The following is a 23,159-nucleotide window of genomic DNA, read 5'->3' on the forward strand; positions in this document are numbered from 1 at the left end:
CGACAGGAGACTCGATTTTTAACTACCTTTAACGGCGAGCATTAGCTGCATGCGGTCACGTACTTTGAGCTTATTAAATATCGAGCTCATATGTTCTTTAACGGTGCGTTCGGTAATATTTAATTGTTTTGCAACCACTTTGTTACTAGCGCCGGTGACAACTACATCAACTACTTGGCGTTCGCGTTTGGTTAAGAGTGCTAGATCACAAGCATGCTGATAATTGATTGGCTGTTTTGAGAGTACGCCGACTAAATTTGATAATAACTGACCCGGTAACCAGATGCCGCCGCTGAGAACGGTTTCTGCCACTTGCTCTATAATCACCTGACTTGCAAATGCTTCCACATAACCGCGAGCGCCTACTTGCAGTGCAGCGCATAGCTCGGCCATATTTAACTCTTTAGTCATAACAATCACGGGAATGCGATTTTTACTGTACTTTTGTACTATTTTCAGCCAGTCAGGACTGCCTGCTAAGATCCATAAAATGGTATCGGCGGTAATATTGTTAGGCTGCTTTTCACTAATTTCACATTCAGGGTAGGCTGCTTGCCAATGTGGTGAAATAAGATCAGCTTCGGTGATAAATACACTTTGGCGCATTATTGTTCCATATAAACGTGTGAATAACGTTAATTAACGCTCTGTCATTGCTAATGATGTTGCTCGTAATACCGGTTTAAGTAAGTATTCCAACACGGTTTTTTTACCAGTGATGATATCCACTTGAGTGGTCATGCCTGGAATAATTGTCAGATTATCGGCAAACTGATTTTTGTTGGTTTTAAGTTGTACTAAATAAAAAGTGTTATCGCGCTCATCTGTAATCGTATCAGCGCTGATCTGAATTACTTCGGCATTTAAGCCACCATAGATAGCAAAATCGTAGGCACTAAATTTGATCATCGCGGTTTGACCTGGTCGTAAAAACGCAATGTCTTTGGGCGGGATTTTAGCTTCGACTATTAGTTGGTCATCCAGCGGTATGATCTCTAATACATCACTACCTGGTTGTAAAATACCTCCCACGGTATTGACCATAAGGCGCTGTATTGTGCCATTAACAGGTGAGCGAATTTCAGTTTGAGTGACTTTATCGGCTAAGCCAGATTCAGTTTCTTTGATTGCATCTAGCCGTAGCCTTGCTTCTGACAGTTCGTTACTCCAGCGATTGATCATCGATAGTTCAACTTCAGCCACTTTGTTTTTTGCTTCATTGATAGCAGAGAGACTGCGATTAATTACAGCTCTAGAGCGATTTATTTCACCATTTAAGTCAACAGCTTGGCGTTCTAAGCGAATAATGTCGATATCAGAGACTGCACCAGTTCGTAGTAATGGACGAGTTACTTGCAGTTCGCGGTTTATTAACCTTAATGCATTGGTATGCTGCTGCAGGGCAGCTTGTGCTTCAATATGATCTTGGCGGCGTTGCTCTAATTGACGTTTATGGATGGCTACTTGTTGTTCAAGCTCTTGATTATTACTGGTGTAAAGCGCTTGTTCGTGCATCACCACACCGGGCGCATCAGTAGTGAGTTTAGTGTCAAAAATTAAAGGCTGCTTTTTAGTCAGTGCTTCAAGGCGTGCTACTTTGGCACTGAGTGACAGCACTTTCGATTGGTTTTCTCGAAAGCTAGAAATATACCGAGTAGGGTCAATTTTTATCAGTACATCACCTATGTTGACGACTTGCCCTTCGCGGACATTAATTTGTTCTACCATACCGCCATCGTATGATTGAATAAGCTGTAGCTTATTTGACGGGATCACGCGTCCTTCACCACGAGCGACTTCATCTAAATCGGCAAATGCAGACCAAACGAACAGCAAACCCATACTTAAACAAATTAAATACAACAGCAACCGTGCACTGGCTGGCTGTTGCTGCATTTTTTCCCACTGCGCATCGACCACCCAATCTTGGCTGTTTGGTGGGTTGAGCCAGCCTTTAAATAAGTTATTAAACAGTGACGGTTTTTGTCCTTTACTTGCCTCTATAGCGCGACCTACAGATTCGAATGAGCGTTGCTCTATGGTAAGTTTATTTTTACTCATGAGGCACGCTCCGCTACAGTTTGGTTGTTTAAAGATGCGATAACTTTAGCTTTAGGGCCATCAGCGATGATTTTGCCGTTATCTAGTACGATAATACGGTCAACTAACTCTAGTAAGGATGTTCTATGAGTTATCACCAATAAGGTTTTATCTTGGCTGTGCTGTTTTAAATTGGCGATAATTTTCGCTTCGCTATTATGATCCAATGCTGAGGTGGGCTCATCAAGAACTAATATAGGCGGGTCGTTGATCAAGGCGCGCGCTATGCCAACAGCTTGACGTTGACCACCGGAGAGTAATCGGCCTTGCTCACCAACTTGAAGGTCAAAGCCATCAGGGTGAGAGTTTATCAGGTCAAATAATTGGCTGCGTTCACAAGCACTAATAATTTGTTCATCTTTGGCGTGCCATGCACTTAAGGTGATGTTGTCTTTAAGGGTGCCAAAAAAGAGTGATACAGTTTGTGGCACATAACCAATATTATGGCGTAATTCAGCAGGGTCTATTTGATGGATATCTGTGTTATCAACTAAAATAGAGCCTGAATTTGGCTCATGCAATCCTAAAATGAGCTTTTCTAAGGTACTTTTTCCAGAGCCATTACGTCCTAAAATAGCGACTTTTTCACCCGCTTTAATTTTGAATGAGACCCCAGAAAGTGCCTCGTTACTTTCATCGGAATATTTAAAATGCACGTCATGGAATTCTATATCACCACGAAGCACCGGGTGACTTAACCAATGTTTACCAGCTGGACGCTCAACTTCTTTTTCCATGATTTCATTAAGTGAGTGCATGGCAATGGCGGCATGATGAAATTGCGCCAGTACCGCAGCAGATTGACCGATTGGTCCCATAGTGCGTGACGATAATAAATAAGCGGCGATCAAGCCACCTTGGGTTAAATCGCCTGCGATCACTAAATGTACGCCAATGATCATGATGATCACGCCAACACACTGTTGCAGCCAGGTTGCTGAATTAGCAATGGAGCCGGAAATAAGCCGACTTTGGGCATTAACACGAGCAATGTAAATTGTTGATTTTTCCCATGATGCTTGAGTTTTACATTCACTGTGGAAGCTTTTCACATCTTCAATATTAGTCAGGCTTTCGACCAATATAGCGTTGCGCATAGAGCTGGCTTTCATGGTTTGCTCTGAGAGCGCTTCTAGTTTTCGGTGGGCGGCTAAGGCGTAACATAGCAATAACAGCGCCCCAACAATAATAGGAATACTGAGCTGTACACCTATAATTGCAATCACTGTAAGGTATAGCAGTACAAAGGGTAAATCGACTAAAGCGATAAGGGTTATAGAGCTGAAAAAACTGCGTACTGCTTCAAATGATTGAATATTACTGGCGAAGGAGCCTGCTGATGCTGGGCGGTTTTTTAATTGCATCCCAAGTACTCGCTCCATTATCACCGCGGAGACTTTAACATCGATGCGACTGGCAGCCAGCTCGACAAAATAGCTGCGTACTAACCGCAAAACAAAGTCTGCGGTCAGCGCTATTAATACCCCAATGGCTAATACCCACAGGGTTTCTACCGCCTGATTGGGGACTACTCGGTCATACACGTTCATTACAAACAAGGGCATCGCAATGGACAGCACGCCCAGTGCAATGGCTGAAATTATGACGTCTTTGTATAAAGAACGACACTCTTTAATAACTCCCCAGAACCAACCATCTTTAGATAATTTTTGCAGCACTGGTGAGCGCGCATCAAAGGTGAACTCTGGGCGTGTATAAATAACAATGTCGGTCGGGTTTTTAGTTAGATCGGTAATATTTAATGTTACCGCTGAGTCACTGAGCTCAGGGTAAATAACCTCGACTGTTTGCGTAAGAGGATCCAGCGCAGTTATTACACAGGCTTGATTATTCTCAAGTAATAAAATTGCAGGGAGTAAAGCTGTATTGATTTTGGTTAACTGTTTATTGACGACTTTGGTTTTAAAGCCAATACGCTTCGCGGCTCTTGAAAAGCCCGAAGGGGTGAGGTTTCCTTGCTCAAGGGGTAGCCCATTAAGCAAGGTTTCACGAGAGAATTCACGGTCATGGTAGTGACATAAAATTGCTAAGCAATCTACTAATATACCACCATGACTGACTACATCATCTATTTCCATATAGCTTCCAATATTACATATTGAGTTTTACTACTAAACGTTAGTAACTTGATGCTACAAAACTGTTTCCTGTATTAGTGTCTGTGATCACGGCTTCAATACGCCTGTTTGCAGCATTAGCTCGTACGGATATTTCATTAATTCTTGGTTTATCTATGCCGTAACCAAGAGATTTAACCCTTTTTGGCAAAACACCGTATTGTTGAATTAATATTTCGGCGACTGAGAATGCACGTTTTTCAGAGAGTTTTTTATTGTACAAAGCGGGCCCTTCTAACGACGCATGACCCTGTATTTCCACATTTTTAGATGGGTGAGATTTCAAAAAATCAGCAAGACGGGCAATCTCTTGTAAGTACTCAGGGCGCACTACACTGGAGTCAGCCGCAAATGGAATGCCGATTTCTACGTTACTGGTATTACTGTTGTATTTAGTGCAGCCTTTTTCATCGATTTCGGTGAAAGCAGGGGTTGATGGACAATCATCCTGCTCGTTTGCAACACCGTCATTATCATCATCACTAAATGTACTGCTTAGCGCGGGGGCATTAAGATAGCTTGGCATAGCAGTGACGCTCATATATGCGCTATCTTGTTGGGCCTTTTTTTGCAAAAACTCCTGACGGTTGATGGTGGCTGCTACGTCATATTTAGGACAAATAAATTCCGCATTGTGGGCAATTGGATCATCCGTTAATTCGGTGATTTTTGGAAATTTGTCAGAGGTTACATTTAAGGTTGGCAATAGTTTACCCATTTCCGCGAGCATCGCGAGTATTGCCCCTTGACGATCGTAAAGTGCTGCAGTGTATGAGCGGTTAGATTGGAATGATTCGTTTTCGGCATCGAGAACGTCTAATAACGTGCGTTGGCCAATATCAAATTGATCTTTGTAGGCTATTTTTACTTTGTCGGATGAGCGACGGTGTTGATCTAACGAAGGCAGTTTACTTTCAAGTACTTTTACATTGTTATAAGCAACTTGTAAGTTTTGACGGATCTCAATACATGATTGATCGCGTTGGTATTTTGCAATATTAACTTCTTGGTATGCTTGATCAAGATTGGCACTGTCTAAGCCACCATTATATAAGTTGTATCGAACATCAATACCCACTCTGGCTTCTGTTCTGGTTTCATTAAAACCAAGCTCATCGCGATCTTGTGTACCGTATCGAGCAGATAAATCGACTTTAGGATGAAAGGCCGCTTTCTGCGATTGCGCGTTAGCTTGCTGAGCTTCAATGTTATATAAAGAGGCGTAAAAATTTGGGCTGTTTTTATAAGCAATATCAAGCGCTTGGTTAATTGAGATTGGAATGCTGTCTTCACTTAATTTAGCTGCAACGGTACCTTGTTGCGGCAGCTCGCCAACAATCCGCAAATAACGTGCGCTTACATCGTGCAGGTTTGCATATTCTGTCATTACATTTGATTGAGCAAGTGATAAACGACCACTGATTTGCTCTAGATCGGCCGCTCTGGCAACACCTGCACCAACACTTTGTTCAATTTGTTGATATACAGATTCATGTTCACGGAGGTTTTTTTGTGCCAGCTCTACTAAGGTGGTGAATTTTTGTACATCAAGGTAGGCAACACTTGCTTGTAAGGCTATTAGCTCAGCTTGTGAGAGCATTTCAAAGTAGCGAATAAGTTGAATTCGTTCAAATCGTTTAACGGTATTCGAGGTCTGAAATCCGTCATAAAGCATTTGGCTTAACGTAAGCTCCGCGGTGTTGCGGTTATATTCATCTTCAATACCGTAGTTGCGTTTTTCATAGCCTGCGCTGATTGATGCATCAACTGTAGGTTTATAACCCGATTGCGCGGCATCAATACCATAAACCGATGCTTTGAAGGCGTGCCATGCTTGTTGAACCTCTGGGTTACTGGCAATTGCTTTATCAGCGACATAAGTTAAAGGCATGAGAGAAGTTTGTTCAGCATGAAGATGGGGGGTAAATCCATTTGTAGCTAAAACCAAACCAATTAGAAGTGTTACTCTATTACGGGTAAAGTTATTTTTCCTAGCCATTTCGTCCTCTTAGATCCGAGTTGATGATCATTTAGATTAGTTTTAGACAAGGAAATTGATTAGCGCAAATAGAAGTTTTGCCTAGCATAAAAATTAATTTTCTCCAGTTATTTAAGCTTTTAATATTAATTTATTATTTTCATACCTGTACTTTAGTCCAGTGTTCTTTTGGCTGTGTTGTTCTAAATTTACTAATACAAAGGTTTAATTTCTAATGACGCAGGTAGCAAAATGGACGCAAATCAATTACTAATCATAGATATTCAGGGCTCTGCTGGAATCGTTTTAGAAGATGGCTCAATTAAGGCATTATCACTTGGAGATACCATTACCGTTGGCGATATTGTGATAACCGCGGCTAATTCGTCATTATTAATTGATGTTAAGGGTATATCACTTGCTATCCCTGCTAATCAGCGAGTGCAAATTACGCCAGATTTAGTTGCTGAAACGACCCGAGATAGTTCTGAGACCACCATTTTTGATGACAGTATTGATGATGCAATTGCGAGTTTAAATCAGCCAGATTCGAATAATCCGACAGAAACCTCCCCATTAAATGATGATGTAAGTGATTTTTTAGAAGCCCTCGAAGGTGACGGCGATTTACTTGATAACTTGGAAGCTACAGCTGCTGGTGGTAATGCTACTGCAGGTTCTGGTGGGGGTAGCTCTTTTGTTGAATTAGCACGTATTGCTGAAGCTGTTGACCCAAACAGCCTTTCTTTTGATGATAGTTTTGAGGCGAACAATGATGGTATTTTCGCTGTTCGGGATACCACGGATGGAGTGATCCCAGAGGCTGCACTTAGTGGCAGTATAGCGTTAGATGAGATTGGCCTAATTAATAATCCACAGCCGGTTATTTCAGGAACATCGACTAACTTAGCCGGGCAAACCGTATTAATCACCATCACTGATGCGTTGGATAATACACAAACTATAGAGGTAATAGTGCAACCCGATGGCACGTTTACCTCGCCAGCAATCGCTCCATTACCAGATGGCCCAATTGTAGTAGATGTAACTGTCATAGGCCCAGATGGTGAGCCAATTTCAGATACAATTACAGCAGATATAGATACCACTGCGCCTATTTTAACTATTGATACGTTAGCTGATTCTGCTTCGCCTGTGGTAACAATTACAGGCTCTGTTGTGGGTTTAGATGCAGGCGATGATGTGACGCTCACTGTGACTGATAGCGCAGGTCAAGTGCAAACATTTGTGACTCAGGTTGATCAACAAGGTAATTGGAGCATTTCAACTGCCGCATTAGCTGAGGGACCTTACAATGTACAAGCCAATACTGTTGATGATGCTGGTAATGAAGGCAATGCAGAAGCAACGGCGGTTATAGATTTAACAGCCCCTGTAATTACGATTGATGCAATTGCTGATACTAATGATGTAACTCCGACATTAACCGGAACGGTAAATGGTGTAACAACAGGCACGCTTGTATCAATAATCGTGGTGGCGAGTAATGGTGCAACACAAACATTAACAGCAATAGTGACGGCCGACGGCAGCTGGTCTGCAGAAGTTACAGAGCCGCTCGTAGAAGGTGAGTTTACAGTAACTGCAACCGTTGCAGATAGTGCCGGTAACTCTGCCAGTGATAGTGAAGTTGGTGTGGTAGATACCACCGCGCCAACTATCTCTATTAATGCTCTTGGCGAAAGCAACGATGCAACACCTACCATTAGTGGCACAGCGCTGGGTGTTGATGCGGGCACGACAGTAACTTTAGTGATCACCGACAGTAATGGTGCTCAACAAACAATAACAGCGGTTACTGATGCGACTGGCAATTGGCAAGTTGACCCTAGTATTGCATTAGCAGAAGGGGATTACACCGTTACGGCAAGTGTTAGCGATGTGGCGGGTAATAACACGACCGCAACAGCAACGGGAATAATCGATTTAACCGCCCCCCTTATTAGTATTAATGCTATTGCAGATACAAACGATCAAACTCCGGATATTTCCGGTGTAACTCAAGGCTTACCAGCAGGCAGTAATGTTACCGTCACAGTGACGGACAGCAATGGTGCTATACAAGTATTTAATGTCACAACGGCAAGTGATGGTAGTTGGAGCATATTGGTAGTAAATGAGCTTGCACAAGGGCAGTTTAACGTTATTGCTCAAACTCAAGATGTGGCAGGCAACTCAGCGCAAGACAGCGCTATAGGCAATGTTGATACTACCGCGCCTTTAATTAATATTGACGCTTTTGCAGATAGTAATGACACAACTCCTGTCATTACGGGGACGGTATCAGGCGTTGATGTCGGTAGTACGATCACCGTAACAGTGCTTGATAGTAATGGTGATCAGCAAATCCTAACTGCAGTTGTAAATGCAGATAACACTTGGCAAGTAGATGTTACCTCGGCTTTAGCTGAAGGGACATTTAATATTACAGCAACAGTAGTTGATAATGCAGGTAATCAAGCTAGTGATACAAGTGTTGGCTTAATTGATGTAACCGCTCCGCTGATCAGTTTAGATACATTAGCGAATTCGGCGGATGATACGCCAACAATTTCAGGCCAGGTTCAAGGTGTTGCCACTGGTACATTGGTGTCTATTGTTGTGGTTGATGCCAATGGTGCGCAACAAACATTCACAACACAAACTTTGATTGATGGCAGTTTTGCGGTTGAAGTGCCAAGCAGTTTAGCCCAAGGCCAATATTCGGTTGAAGCTACAGTTGTTGATACCGCTGGTAATCAAGCTTCAGATACTACCACAGGGCTGATAGATCTTAGTTTATTATCAATCAGTATTAACCTCGTTGGTGAAACAAATGATACGACACCAGCGCTTACTGGTAGTACGTTAAATGCTGCTGTTGGCGATCAAGTCCAAGTTGTTATTACAGATATCAATGGGCAAACAGAAACATTATTAACTACGGTTGATGCCAATGGCAATTGGGCCGTTACACCATCACAGGATTTAGCCGAAGGTGAGTTTAGTGTTACGGCCGTAGTGACAGATAGCGTCGGTAATACAGCAAATGCAGCTATTACGGGTATTGTGGATATTACTGCACCGACGATATTAATAGATACTGTGGGTGATATTAATGACAATACGCCAGTCATTTCAGGTAGTACTCAAGGTGCATCGTTAGGAAGTGTTGTTTCAATAGTCATCACTGACTCGCAAAACAATAGTCAAACTTACATAGCTTCAACAGATGCCAATGGTAATTGGGCCTTTGATGTGACTACTCCTCTAGCTTCAGGTGAATTTACTATCACAGCATCTGTAACTGATGCTGCAGGTAACACAGGAACCGATACCGAGATAGGTAATTTTAACAATGCAAGCCCGATATTAACCTTAGATTTTGATCAATTAACCAGTGATAACACACCATTAATCAGTGGTACTAGTGACACCGATGCAGGTAGTGTAGTTACTGTTTTAGTAACTGATAGCAACGGGAATTCGCAAACTTTATTAGCTGTTGTAGGGGCAGATGGTAGTTGGTCTATCAGTCCAGATAACGCATTATCGGAAGGTGGTTTTACTGTATCAGCAAGCGTTGCTGATACGTTTGGCAATCAAAGTACGGTGTCTGATACTGGTGTAATTGATGTAACAGCACCGACTTTAACTATTGATAACTTAGGCACAGTGAATGACACGACACCTATTATCAGCGGTCAAACAAATGAGCCTGCGGGCAGCGTAGTAAACCTAGTTGTTAATGATGGTGTAAATTCACAAAACTTGACCGCGATAGTAAATGGGGATGGCAGTTGGTCAGTCGAAGTGCCTAATGCATTGCAAAACGGCACTATTGATGTTGTTGCGAACATCACTGATGCAGCCGGCAATCAAGCAACTGCTTCTAGTAGCTTTATTTTAAATGATAATGCGCCAAGTATTAGTATTGATACGATTGATGATAGCAACGATGTTACACCTATGATCAGTGGCACATCCGATGCTCCCGACGGCGCAATCATTACCGTTACAATTACCGATAGCAATAATAATAGCCAAACTCTTACTACAACTGTCACCGCAGGCATATGGAGTGTTGAAGCGCAAAATACAGTTGCCGAAGGTGAATATACTGTTGATGCAAGCGTCACAGTGGATGGTCTAACAAGTGAGGCACAAGCAACAGGCATCATTGATACTCTTGCCCCAACCTTTGATATCGATCCTTTGGCAAATACCAACGACACGACTCCAACCATCACCGGTAGCAGTGATGAAATTGGTGGACTGGTGAGCATTACAGTCACAGATGCCAATGGCGATATACAAAGCTTAACCGCCACTGTGCTTGCAGATGGCACCTGGTCGGTGGATGTCGCAACGCCGCTTGCAGAAGGCGCTTTTGTTGTTGATGCCAATGTCACCGATGCTGCCGGCAATACCGCGTCTGATACAGAAAATGGCGGGGTGATTGACACTCAAGCTCCGACTTTTGATATTGATGCGCTCTCTGCAACCAACGATACCACGCCAACGATCACAGGTAGTAGTGATGAAATTGGTGGGCTGGTGAGTATTACGGTAACGGATGCCAATGGCGATATACAAAGTTTAACGGCAACTGTGCTTGCAGATGGTACTTGGTCGGTTGATGTACCGACACCGCTTGCAGAAGGCGCTTTTGTTGTTGATGCTAGCGTCACCGATGCCGCAGGCAATACCGCCAGTGACACTGAAAACGGTGGGGTGATTGACACTCAAGCACCGACTTTTGATATTGATGGGCTCTCTGCAACCAACGATACCACCCCAACCATCACAGGTAGCAGTGATGAAATTGGTGGGCTGGTGAGTATTACGGTAACGGATGCCAATGGCGATGTACAAACCTTAACCGCCACAGTATTGGCCGATGGCACTTGGTCGGTGGATATCGCAACGCCGCTTGCTGAGGGCGCTTTTGTTGTTGATGCTAGCGTCACCGATGCCGCAGGCAATACCGCCAGTGACACTGAAAACGGCGGGGTGATCGACACCCAAGCGCCGACTTTTGATATTGATTCTTTATCAGATACCAATGACACCACGCCAACCATCACTGGTAGCAGTGATGAAATCGGTGGGCTGGTGAGCCTTACAGTCACAGATGCCAATGGCGATATACAAACCTTGACGGCAACTGTGCTTGCAGATGGTACTTGGTCGGTTGATGTACCGACACCGCTTGCAGAAGGCGCATTCCAAGTGGATGGTAGCGTAACGGATGCGGCCGGTAATACCGCCAGCGACACTGAAAACGGCGGGGTGATTGACACCCAAGCGCCGACCTTTGATATTGATCCGCTTGCTGCAACCAACGATACCACCCCAACCATCACAGGTAGCAGTGATGAAATTGGCGGGCTGGTGAGCCTTACAGTCACCGATGCCAATGGCGATATACAAAGCTTAACCGTCACTGTGCTTGCAGATGGCACCTGGTCGGTGGATGTCGCAACGCCGCTTGCTGAGGGCGCTTTTGTTGTTGATGCCAGCGTCACCGATGAGGCCGGCAATACCGCCAGTGACACTGAAAACGGTGGGGTGATTGACACCCAAGCGCCGACTTTTGATATTGATGGGCTTTCTGCAACCAACGATACCACCCCAACGATCACAGGTAGCAGTGATGAAATTGGCGGGCTGGTGAGCCTTACAGTCACAGATGCCAATGGCGATATACAAACCTTAACCGCCACTGTGCTTGCAGATGGTACTTGGTCGGTTGATGTACCGACACCGCTTGCAGAAGGCGCTTTTGTTGTTGATGCTAGCGTCACCGATGCCGCAGGCAATACCGCCAGTGACACTGAAAACGGCGGGGTGATTGACACCCAAGCGCCGACCTTTGATATTGATCCGCTTGCTGCAACCAACGATACCACCCCAACGATCACAGGTAGCAGTGATGAAATTGGCGGGCTGGTGAGCCTTACAGTCACAGATGCCAATGGCGATATACAAACCTTGACGGCAACTGTGCTTGCAGATGGTACTTGGTCGGTTGATGTACCGACACCGCTTGCAGAAGGCGCATTCCAAGTGGATGCCAGCGTAACGGATGCGGCCGGTAATTCCGCCAGCGACACAGAAAACGGCGGGGTGATCGACACCCAAGTGCCAACGGTTGATATTGATGCGCTTGTTGCAACCAACGACACCACGCCAACTATCACAGGTAGCAGTGATGAAATCGGTGGGTTGGTGAGCATTACGGTAACCGATGCCAATGGAGATATACAAAGTTTAACGGCGACAGTACTTGCAGATGGCACCTGGTCGGTGGATGTTGTAACACCGCTTGCTGAAGGCGCATTCCAAGTGGATGCCAGCGTAACGGATGCGGCCGGTAATTCCGCCAGCGACACAGAAAACGGCGGGGTGATCGACACCCAAGTGCCAACGGTTGATATTGATCCGTTAGCAGATACCAACGATAACACCCCAACCATCACAGGTAGCAGTGATGAAATCGGTGGGCTGGTGAGTATCACAGTGACCGATGCAAACGGTGCCGTGCAAACGCTAACTGTAACGGTATTGGCAGATGGTACTTGGTCGGTGGATGTTGCAACACCACTTGCAGAAGGCGCATTCCAAGTGGATGCCAGCGTAACGGATGCAGCAGGTAATACCGCCAGCGACACTGAAAACGGCGGGGTGATTGACACAATCACGCCAAGCGTTACGATCGATGCACCGGCCTTGACCAACGACAACACGCCGCTGGTGACAGGCACATCAGACTTAGCGAACAGTGACATTGCGATTACCTTTACGGATGCCAATGGCAGCCATACAGTGACAGTGCAAACCAATGCTAGCGGTAATTGGAGTGCCGAGGCCACGCAACCGCTGATTGATGGTGCATACACAGTGACTGCCAATCTGAGCGATGCGGCAGGCAATACCGGCAGCGCCAGTGATAATGGCGTGGTGGATACCATCCCGCCAGAGCTTGCATTTACGCCCACCTTCCTATTAGGGCAGTTAGTGTCGCTCAGTGGTACCTCAGATTTACCAGCTGGAAGTACTGTTACTGTCACGCAAAACCTACTCGGTGGTGGGGTGGTAAATTACACCGCGACCACCGACGCGGCAGGGAATTGGTCATTACTTGGCTTGACTATTCCATTGCTTACCCTGAGCTCAATAACCGCCAGTGCCAGTGATGAAGCAGGCAATGTACGCACCATCAACTCGACCGACTTTGATGGTACGCCACCGGCGCTCACCGTGAGCGTTGATACCTTGAGCAATGACAACACCCCTGAAATTACTGGTACCAGCGATGCGGGTCAAGGCGCAGCAGTGACGGTGGTTGTGACCGATAAAGATGGCAACACTGAAACACTCACCGCCACCGTGGATGCCAATGGCGATTGGGCCATTAGCCCGACAACGCCATTACCGGATGGCGCGTTCAGTGTTGATGTCAGTGTACGCGACAGTGTGGGTAACGAAACCACCGAGTCTGTTAGCGGCGTAATTGACACCATCGCGCCGACGCTTACCGTGCAAGGGGTGGGAGCTGGCAGTGATGTCACCCCAGTATTCAGTGGCACCAGCAATGAAATCGGTGGCACAGTGACCTTAATTGTCACCGATGCTAACGGGGTTACACAAACCCTGAGCGCGACAGTGCAAAGCAATGGTCAATGGTCTGTGGAAGTACCAAATGGCTTGAGTGAAGGCGATTACAACGTGGATGCGACCATCACTGATGCGGCGGGGAATGACACCCAACTCGCCCTAACGGGCACAATTGATACCTCAGTGCCTGTTGTTATCGTCAACGATAATGGCCTGAGTAACGATGCAACCCCCACCATTACCGGCACCTCAACCGAGCCTGCGGGCACGCTTGTGAGTATCAGCATCGTGGATGTTAACGGCGATAGTTATGGGTTAAGTGCGCAAGTACAAGCCGATGGTTCATGGCAAGTAACTGCACCGAGCTTACCGGATGGCGCGTACACTGTGACGGCCAGCATTACCGATGCCGCTGGCAACACCGGCAGCGACACCGGCACCGGCAGTGTGGACACCTTAGATCCGCTTATTAGTATCAACAGCCTCGGTGCGATTAATGATGACACGCCAACGCTCAGCGGTACCTCATCAGAGCCACAAGGAACGGTGATAAACCTCACTGTCACCGACAGTGGTGGGACAGTTACCACCCTCAGTGCCACGGTTGATAGCAATGGCGAGTGGACGGTCACAGCGCCAGTACTTGCTGATGATGACTATACGGTGGTTGCGAGCGTCACTGATGCCGCAGGTAATAGCAACAGTGCCACCGATAACTTCACACTCAATACCTTAGCACCGAGTATCACCATCAATGCGATTGGTGAAACCAACGACACCACCCCGACCATTAACGGCACCAGTGATGCCGCGGATGGCAGTGTTGTCACTGTGGTGATAAATGATGGAATAAACCCTGCAGAGACCATTCAAACCACCGTAACTGGCGGCACGTGGAGTGTCACGGCCAGCAGTGATTTAGCGGAGGGAGACTTTAGCGTCACCGCCACTGTTGAAGATGCAGTGGGTAATCAAGGCTCGGCCACAGTGACCGGGATCATTGATACCACCATGCCGGATATTGCGATTAACCCGCCAGCCGACACGAATGACACCACGCCTACCATCAGTGGCACGGCCAGTGCGCCACAGGGCAGCATAGTTACACTGGTATTTAATGATGCCGCAGGTAACACTCACACAGTCACCACGCAAATGACGCCATCAGGCACCTGGTCAGTGCCTGCGCTGGAAGCGTTAGCAGAAGGGACCTACACAGTCACCGCGAGTGTTTCAGATCAAGCCGGGAATCCAGCCAGTGCAAGTGTCACCGGGTTAATCGATGTCACCGCACCAACAATCAGCGTTGACGCGTTAATGGACAGCAGTGATGTGACCCCGCTCATCAGCGGGCAAAGCAGCGGAGTGCCAGCAGGCACGCAAGTCAGTATTGAAATCATTGGCGCCAATGGCGCAGTACAAAGTGCGACAGCCACCACCGATGCCGCAGGCAATTGGTCAGTGGAGGCCAGTAACGCGCTCGTCGAAGGCGAGTACACAGTGAATGTCAGTGTGACAGACTCCGCAGGCAATACCGGCACTGATAGCGAAACCGGGGTGATAGACACCACCGCGCCAAGCGTTACGATCGATGCACCGGCCTTGACCAACGACAACACGCCGCTGGTGACAGGCACATCAGACTTAGCGAACAGTGACATTGCGATTACCTTTACGGATGCCAATGGCAGCCATACAGTGACAGTCCAAACCAATGCTAGCGGTAATTGGAGTGCCGAGGCCACGCAACCGCTGATTGATGATGCATACACAGTGACTGCCAGTCTCACCGATGCCGCAGGTAATATCGGCAGCGCCAGTGATAATGGCGTGGTGGATACAGTTGCCCCAGAATTAAGAATTATACCTTCTTTCTTACTTGGCAATTTGGTATCACTGTCAGGTGATTCAGATTTACCTGCGGGAAGTACCATCACTATTACCGAGAACTTAGTTGGAGGTTTGATTGGTGCAACGTATACGGCAACTACAGATGCTAATGGTAATTGGCAATTACTAAACTTAACGGTGCCATTACTTAACCTAGCCTATGTTACTGCCAGCGCAACTGATGCTGCAGGGAATACAAGTACGGTCAGTACACTCGACTTTGATAACATTGCACCTGAGTTAACGGTCAGTGTTAACGCATTGAGCAATGACACAACACCTGTCATTTCAGGTGATACGGATATGGGTCAAGGTACTGTGATTAATTTGACCGTGGTTGATAGTGATAATGTCAGCCAAACATTTACCGCTGTTGTTCAAGCAGATCAAACTTGGTCCGTGTCAGTACCACAAGCAATCGCAGAGGGAACTTACACAGTTACTGCATCTGTGCGTGATGGTGTCGGTAATTTAACCACGGAGCAAACCACAGGGGTGGTTGATAGTGTTGCGCCAAGTTTAGTAATTGACACTTTACAAACAACAGCAGACACAACACCAACCATCACAGGCAGTAGTAATGAGATTGGTGCTGAAGTAACGGTTGTGGTTGACGGGCAAACTCTGCAAGCAACAGTTGCAAATGATGGTACTTGGCTGGTAACAATCCCAACGGCATTGAATGATGGTGATTACCCAGTTGAAGTGAGTATTACTGATGACGCCGGGAATCTACAAACGGCATCTGCAACCCTGTCAATTGATAGTATTACGCCTGTATTGACTATGGTGGATCCAGGTATCACTAATGATGCAACGCCGACAATTTCAGGAACTTCAACTGAGCCGCAAGGTACTGAAGTGGTCATTGTTTTGGTTGATGCTAATGGTGATAGTCAGCAATTTACAGCCCAAGTGCAAGCCGATGGAAGTTATTCAGCAAGTCCAAACGCGGATATCGCCGATGGTGCTTACACTGTCACGGCCACAATTACAGATGCTGCTAATAATATTGGCACAGCGCAAGGCACCGGTACCGTTGATACATTAGATCCCACTTTAACTTTAGACGGATTAGGCACATTTAACGACGCTACACCGGTTATTTCAGGCAGTAGTGATGAAATTGGTGCAACGGTGACGGTGAATGTCAGTGATAATTTAAACAGTTATCAACTAACTGCTGTTGTACAAGCCGATGGAAGTTGGTCAGTGCAAGTTATTGATGCATTGAGCGATGGCGCAATTACTATTACTGCTAATGTGAGTGATGCTGCAGGCAATCAAGCATCAGCTTCAGGTAACGCAACATTAGACACCAATGCGCCGACTATCTCGATTGCGAGTTTACAACCCACGATGGATACAACACCAACCATCTCTGGTAGCACAGATGCTAGAGATGGTACTGATGTAACGATAGAAATTATTGCTTCTGGCATTGTTGTGCAAACATTGACCACTCAAGCTTTGGCTGGGCAATGGACTATAGATGTCAGTGATGCACTTGTTGAGGGCAGTTATACTGTGAATGCCGTTGTTAGCGAGGACGGTTTAACTGGTTCATCCAGCACTAGCCTTACAATAGACTTAACCGCACCAACATTGGCTGTTAATACACCGAGTATTACAAATGATACAACACCATTAATTAGTGGTACATCAGATGCTGCACAAGGCACTATAGTTACCTTGTTGGTCACAGATAGTGCTGGCACCGAGCAATCGGCACAGGCAACGGTCAAAGCAAATGGTACATGGTCTGTCGCGCTTGCTACTGAGCTTGCGGAAGGAAATTATAGTGTTGCAGCAACTATCGCTGACATTGCCGGTAACAGCAATTCAGCCCAAACAACAGGCGTAATAGATTTAACGCCACCTACAGTGTTGATTGATCCAATAAGCATCACAGCAGATAAAACACCGGTTGTTTCAGGGGGCGCAGTAGATGCTGTTGCAGGGAACACCGTTGCTGTTACCTTTACCGATGCACAAGGTGTAAGTCATACAGTCAATACAACACTTGCAGCTGATTTAACATGGCAAGTAGAAGCATCTCAAACTCTTGCCGAGGGGGCGTATACAGTCACTGCTGTGGTCACCGATACTGCGGGTAATGCTGGGCAACAAATTGCCAATGCCGTTATTGATAGTATTAACCCTGAGATCACCATTGACCAAAGTAGCTTGGTATTAACACAAGATACAACACCGCTGATCAGTGGTACATCAGATGAAGCGAATGCCACTGTTGAGGTTACCTTTACGGATGCAAGTGGTGCTGAGCAGGTTGTAATCGTCACTACGAATGCTCAAGGTGATTGGCAAGCAGCGGCAAATACGCCATTAGCAGAAGGAGTTTACTCTGTTAAAGCAACGATTACCGATATGGCGGGCAATCAAGGTGAAGACAGTAAAACTGGAGGTGAAGTTGATATAACGCCACCAGAATTGGCAATCGTCCCGTCATTCTTATTGGGTAGTTTGGTGTCCTTGTCAGGAACCTCTGATTTACCTGAGGGTAGTGTAGTCACAATTACAAATCATTTAGTGGGAGGCGCCGTAGGTTTACCTTATACCGCCACTGTTGATGCAAATGGTGACTGGAGTGTATTGAATCTATCAGTATCATTGCTAACACTGGCTTACGTTGAAGCCTCAGCTACTGATGCGGCGGGTAATACCACTACTATCAGTACCTTAGATTTTGATAATACAGCGCCTGAACTTACATTATCGACTCCAGCGCTGACTATGGATAGTACACCAACGATTAGCGGAACCACTGACTTAGGTGAAGGCGCGCAAGTCACACTTGTAGTCACAGGGCAAGGGGTTGCAACACAAACCTTTAGCGCGACAGTGCAAGCGAATGGCAGCTGGTCAGTCAATGTGCCGCAAGGCTTAGGGGACGGGCAATATACGGTAAAAGCGAGTGTGCGCGATGGCGTTGGTAATCTAACCGAACAGACGGGCAGTGGTGTAATTGATACTACAGCACCAAGCTTAGTCCTTAATGCAACGGCGAGCACCAGTGATGATACGCCGCTTATCAGTGGCACCAGTAATTTAACTGGTGGTGAGGTTACTGTCACTATAGACGGACAAACCTTAACAGCGACGGTGGCACAAACTGGCCAGTGGCAAGTGTCGGCGAGTACACTCACCGATGGTACCTATACAGTCACTGCAACGGTTACCGATCCAGCAGGAAATAGTACAACGCGTATAGGTAATATCACAGTAGATACAGTTGCACCAAATATTACAGTGGCCAGCCAAGGCTTAGCCAATGATGCTACGCCAATAATCTCGGGAACGAGTGATGAAGCACAAGGTAGTACGGTTTCGGTGGTAATCGTTGATGGTAATGGCGATACACATAATTTGACCGCAGTAGTTGATATTAACGGCGATTGGCAAGTTGAAGCCGACGTCCTTCCTGAGGGGGAGTACGATGTTACAGCATCAATTACCGATGCGGCAGGGCTTACATCAAGTGCTACAACAGCCGGTGAAATAGATACCGTTGCGCCAGTTGTAACTGTAGATGCTGTAGGCACAATAAATCTTGCAACCCCAACAATTACAGGTAGCAGCGATGAGCCTGCGGGTACAGTGATCAGTATTGAAGTGACTGACAGTACACAAACTTATAGTTATACAGCCGAAGTGCAAGCTGATGGTAGTTGGTCTGTGGATGTTCCTGATAACTTAGAGGATGGTGATATCAGTGTTGTTGCCTCGGTTACCGATTTAGCAGGCAATACAAGTACATCAGATAGTGTAACTGGCGTGCTCAATACTAGCGCCCCAAGTATAGGCATTACGCCTTTAGCGGCTACAAATGATACCACCCCAGTTATAAGTGGTACGAGTGACGCGCCAAATGGCAGCACTATTAATTTAGTGATCAGCAATGCCGGTGGTGATGTGCAAAGCTTTACCGCCACTTTGAATAGTGGTGTATGGAGTGTAGCGGTTCCTCAAGCGTTGCTAGAGGGCAGCTATACGGTTTCAGCAAGTGTTACCGAAGTAGGGTTAACGTCGTCAGCTTCAACTTCACTTGTGATTGACTTAACCGCACCAACACTTGAAATAGCATCGGCATTGTCTTCTGCTGATTCAACTCCGTTAATATCAGGCACCAGCCTTGATGCACCGTTGGGTTCTACTGTTGAAGTAACAATACTCGATAGCAACGGGGTTAGCCAAACTGTATCTACCCAAGTGCTTGCAAATGGTAACTGGAGTGTTGTTGCAACCACGGCGCTTGCTGAAGGCGATGCTCAGGTAACCGCTGTGATCACTGACACAGCAGGTAATAGCAATAATGATACAATCACGCTCAATATGGATTACACAGGACCAGTAATTTCAGTAACAGCGCCAGCGATAACGAATGATTGGACACCGGTCATAAGTGGTTCTATCAGTGGCGCACCGACAGGCACTTTAGTGACAGTGTTGGTCACTGACAGTGCTGGCAATGCGCAAACGCTGAGCGCAACATCTAATTCCGATGGTAGCTGGGGTGTTGAAGTAATTAATGCCTTAGCAGATGGCACTTACACTGTTAATGTCAGTGCTGCCGATGATTTAGGAAATGAATCATCAGCGCAAAGTACAGGCATCATAGATACGCTAGCGCCAGAAGTCGCAATTACCAGTGGTTTAGTTTTAACTTATGATACGAGCCCACTGATCACAGGAACGTCAAGTGAAGCGAATTCAGAGGTGGTAATAAGCTTTGGCGGCTATCAGCAAACAGTTACAACCGATAATGATGGTAACTGGTCAGTTTCATTAGGAGATGATATCAGTGATTTTCCTGCAGGGTTATCGGATGGCACGTATACGGTAAGTGTTAGTATCGAAGATGCTGCGGGTAACATAGGTACTGCATCAGGCAATGGCTTAATAGTTGATACCACTCCTATTGAGTTTAATGTGACGGATTATAATCCTGGTATATTGGGTCTGCTACTTCCTTCAGCAGAAGGCGATGCACCACCGGGAACAGAAATTTATATTATCGGAGCAAGTTTAATTGGCGTAGGCTTATTGGGTATTGATCTTGATGTATTAGAAAGTTACCCAAGTACCACAGCTAACGCCAACGGTGACTGGGGTTATACGTTATCTTTATTAGATTTGGACCTGTTAAGCGGTGAAGATTATTATTTCTTAACACTTGACCAAGCAGGAAATTACCTTGCTAAAGATACTACTAATCAGGACGTTGCATCTGGCAATATTAATGACGACCAAGCACCAGCCAGTGTGGAGGCAGAGCAGAGCATAGCGCAGGCAGACATATCAGAATCAAGTACAACCTTTAGCAATGACATATCACAAGATGAAAGTATTGATTTAAGTCGCATCCTAGTTGCTGACAATACTGTGAGTAGTGATCCAGAGCCACTGGATTTAACCTTAAATGATGTACTTAGCGACGCTGAACAAACGGATTTGCTCGCTTTAGACTTAGACAGTGAAGAAAGTAGTATTGCATTCAATGGCGATACATCGTCAACTGCTGAGCCTGCTATTGATGTGCAAAATCAATCAGAGGAGATGATTAAGAAATTAATAGAAAGCGGCAATAATCAAATCGATAGCTAATGAATTCATAATATCAATGTAAAGCGCGGGTTGTTCTCGCGCTTTATTATTTATTGGTTTCGTGAATCTTAACTAGGAGTTAGGGGGCAGTCTAATAAATAAGTTGCTAACGTAATAAAAGGATTGCTAAAAACAGGAAAGGGAATTACAAAGGATATTTTCTACGAGCGAGCACTACGCTTTTAAATTATGAACGATTTTGCTGTTACCGTGGACAACACTACCACCTTGGTCATAGGTTGTTGACGTTGGCACGCCAATTAAAATGTCTTTTAATTGTTTTACAGTTAATTGGGCATGATGGGCTGCATGAGCATTAACATCATTTTTCTTTTTGCATGACTCTAATAATTTACGCACGTCAGCGATCAAGTCAGCGACTTCGGTAGATTCGAGTTCATTAGTAGCGAGTAAAGTTTTAAGTTCTTTATCTAAAGTTTGTATCTGGCCCAAAAAGGCTAGTTTTTGTTTCGCGATATCTTTTAAGCCCTCACCACGACGGGAGGCGATAGCAGTTAATTCATCATCTAAGATATCAGCAAGCGATGTTAAGCAATTTAGCTGCATAACAAGTTTAGAGCAGATCAAACTATTGTGATCAGCCATACACGTCAAACTCAAATGCAGCGATATTTTTGGCTAACTTTTCAGCATCAATTTGATATTTACCTTCACTGATCGCTTTTTTAAGTTCAGCAACCTTAGTGCTATCAAAACCAGAAGACTGTTGAGCCTTTTCTTGCAATGACTTTAATTGCTGAGCTTGAGGAGTCAGACTCACTGAGTCAGCAGCCGCTTTAGGAGCATTTGCTTGTGCAGTATTTGCATTATTGTTTTGCAAATCAACTTTTTGCTGTTTAGCATTGGTCAACACATTAGCCTGTTGCTGACCTTTATTTACTTGGCTTACCATGATTTTAACCTATACGTTACCCAACTTATGCCTAGTTATCGGCATACACATTAGAAACTTTAGCACAAATACAAAAATTTAGATAATTACCTGCACAGACTCAACGCCGTCAACACGGGCATTTAAAACTTTTCCTGATTTTGCATTTTTTACTTTAACTTGCTCCCCTAAAGTACCATCTTCTAGGGCTAAACCGGAAGTTTTTATTTTTAATCCGCGAATGGTCGCAAAGATAGTCACATTATCCCCTTTGCAGACCATACAAATTTGATTTAAAGCAACGGGGTAGCCGCTGCGTATATTACGTTTACTGCGGCTGCCAATCAACAGCTCTTCGTCTTGTAAATATTGTGCGCGAACAAAATGTTTTGGTTTCATAACTAGACTCAAATGATGAGCTTCAATCACTTCACCACGACTTAGATTTTCACTGGCGACGATAACAGGGGAGAGCTCAATCATACGCACGTGCACGTATTGACTCCAGCCATTTAAATCATCACATTTAATTTGTACGGTGATCTGCCGATTAAAAGGGGGCTCGGTTGGAATTGTATAGGAGGGCGCATTCTCGCAACTGCGATCAGGAATGCGACTATCTAAACTTAAAGCGTTAAGTTGTTTATCATCTGCGGTAGCAGGATCAAGCTGATCGTATACATAAGATACAGCGAGTTCCTCTAGTTGCTCTTTACTGTAAGTTTGCGCAGCCAGTGGCGCAACTAGGCATAGGCTAGCAAGAAAATAAAAAACACTGTATCTTCGGCTTTTTTTTAACAAACTCATAATGTTTCGACTATGCTTATGGTTGAAAACAGGGTATAAATATTTAGCGTCAATAAACAGACGCTCCCATGTAGTTATGTAGCTTTACAAAAAGAAAGCAATTATTGTT

General features: G+C 45.4%; 8 protein-coding genes. 1 reads left to right on the forward strand and 7 read right to left on the reverse strand.

All coding sequences use genetic code 11. The annotated features are described in order from the left end of the window. Window positions 1-18: 18 nt before the first annotated feature. From A7968_RS10305 to A7968_RS10320, 4 genes are read right to left on the reverse strand one after another with little or no spacing between them, the layout of a single operon-like run. Window positions 19-606: a response regulator transcription factor gene (locus A7968_RS10305; RefSeq protein ID WP_064666485.1), complete on the reverse strand. Its 588-nt coding sequence runs from the start codon at window positions 604-606 to the stop codon at window positions 19-21. Between the two features lie 33 nt (window positions 607-639). Continuing rightward, window positions 640-2,061: an HlyD family type I secretion periplasmic adaptor subunit gene (locus tag A7968_RS10310; protein WP_064666486.1), complete on the reverse strand. Its 1,422-nt coding sequence runs from the start codon at window positions 2,059-2,061 to the stop codon at window positions 640-642. Further along, the gene (locus tag A7968_RS10315; RefSeq protein ID WP_064666487.1) at window positions 2,058-4,199 is read right to left on the reverse strand and encodes a type I secretion system permease/ATPase; all 2,142 of its coding nucleotides are present in this window, start codon (window positions 4,197-4,199) and stop codon (window positions 2,058-2,060) included. Before A7968_RS10315 ends, A7968_RS10310 begins: the two co-directional genes overlap by 4 nt. 40 nt (window positions 4,200-4,239) lie before the next feature. After that, window positions 4,240-6,237: a TolC family outer membrane protein gene (locus A7968_RS10320; RefSeq protein WP_064666488.1), complete on the reverse strand. Its 1,998-nt coding sequence runs from the start codon at window positions 6,235-6,237 to the stop codon at window positions 4,240-4,242. A 231-nt stretch (window positions 6,238-6,468) separates the two neighbouring features. On the opposite strand from A7968_RS10320, the gene A7968_RS10325 reads away from it, so the two are divergent. Continuing rightward, on the forward strand, window positions 6,469-21,351 hold the full coding sequence (locus A7968_RS10325) for a beta strand repeat-containing protein (protein ID WP_064666489.1): 14,883 nt from the start codon (window positions 6,469-6,471) through the stop codon (window positions 21,349-21,351). 174 nt (window positions 21,352-21,525) lie between these two features. Here the strand turns inward: A7968_RS10325 and flgN are convergent, their stop codons facing one another. From flgN to flgA, 3 genes are all read right to left on the reverse strand, one after another. Continuing rightward, the gene (gene flgN / locus A7968_RS10330; protein ID WP_064666490.1) at window positions 21,526-21,957 is read right to left on the reverse strand and encodes a flagellar protein FlgN; all 432 of its coding nucleotides are present in this window, start codon (window positions 21,955-21,957) and stop codon (window positions 21,526-21,528) included. Beyond that, window positions 21,950-22,264: a flagellar biosynthesis anti-sigma factor FlgM gene (gene flgM, locus A7968_RS10335; RefSeq protein WP_064666491.1), complete on the reverse strand. Its 315-nt coding sequence runs from the start codon at window positions 22,262-22,264 to the stop codon at window positions 21,950-21,952. The genes flgN and flgM overlap by 8 nt, the downstream gene beginning before the upstream one ends. Before the next feature lie 78 nt (window positions 22,265-22,342). Beyond that, window positions 22,343-23,050, reverse strand: coding sequence for a flagellar basal body P-ring formation chaperone FlgA (gene flgA, locus A7968_RS10340; protein WP_064666492.1), 708 nt, complete (start codon window positions 23,048-23,050; stop codon window positions 22,343-22,345). Window positions 23,051-23,159: the final 109 nt, after the last annotated feature.

Source organism: Pseudoalteromonas prydzensis (genome assembly GCF_001661495.1).
Taxonomy (GTDB): domain Bacteria; phylum Pseudomonadota; class Gammaproteobacteria; order Enterobacterales; family Alteromonadaceae; genus Pseudoalteromonas; species Pseudoalteromonas prydzensis.